The organism is Agrobacterium sp. 10T429 (genome assembly GCF_056393925.1).
The window spans coordinates 1-421 of sequence record NZ_JBFTGV010000065.1 but is presented as its reverse complement, the minus strand read 5'-3'; the positions used below and the strand labels follow the sequence as shown (position 1 = coordinate 421).

General features: G+C 67.2%; 1 protein-coding gene. It reads right to left on the bottom strand.

What is annotated here, in order from left to right; all coding sequences use genetic code 11:
* Window positions 1-183, bottom strand: a 183-nt coding sequence (locus AC1DCP_RS26535; RefSeq protein ID WP_476774892.1) for a hypothetical protein, incomplete at its 3' end; no start/stop codon positions are given.
* Between the last annotated feature and the right edge of the window lie 238 nt (window positions 184-421).

Below are 421 nucleotides of genomic sequence, written 5' to 3'. Positions count from 1 at the left end.
GGGTCCGGCAGCGGCGAGCGTCACGGTTCCTGGCGACGGCCTGGTGGCGGTTTTCGGAGGGACGGACCCGCGGGCGAACGATTCGCCCCTCACAGGTGCTTCCGTGGCCTTCGTCTCGGGCGCGGACATGCTGAAGACCAGCAGTGCGTTCATCGAGAGAAACAGGCGATACACCAGGCGCATGCTCAATGCCCTCCCGTGTCGTTTTCCGTGGGGCTTGCCATGCTGCCGCAGCCAACCCCGCGCATCAGTGCTTGCCGGCGACGAATGCCAGCGAGTTGCCCCCCGTAGCGGTGACGATCCAGTTGGCGGCATCCCACGTCACCGTGGCGAGTCCCTGCGTCACCACCGGCTGGCTATAGCCGGAGCGCGGCAGGACCCAGGCCATGTCGGTCAGGTCGGTCGGGTGGCTGGCATGGAA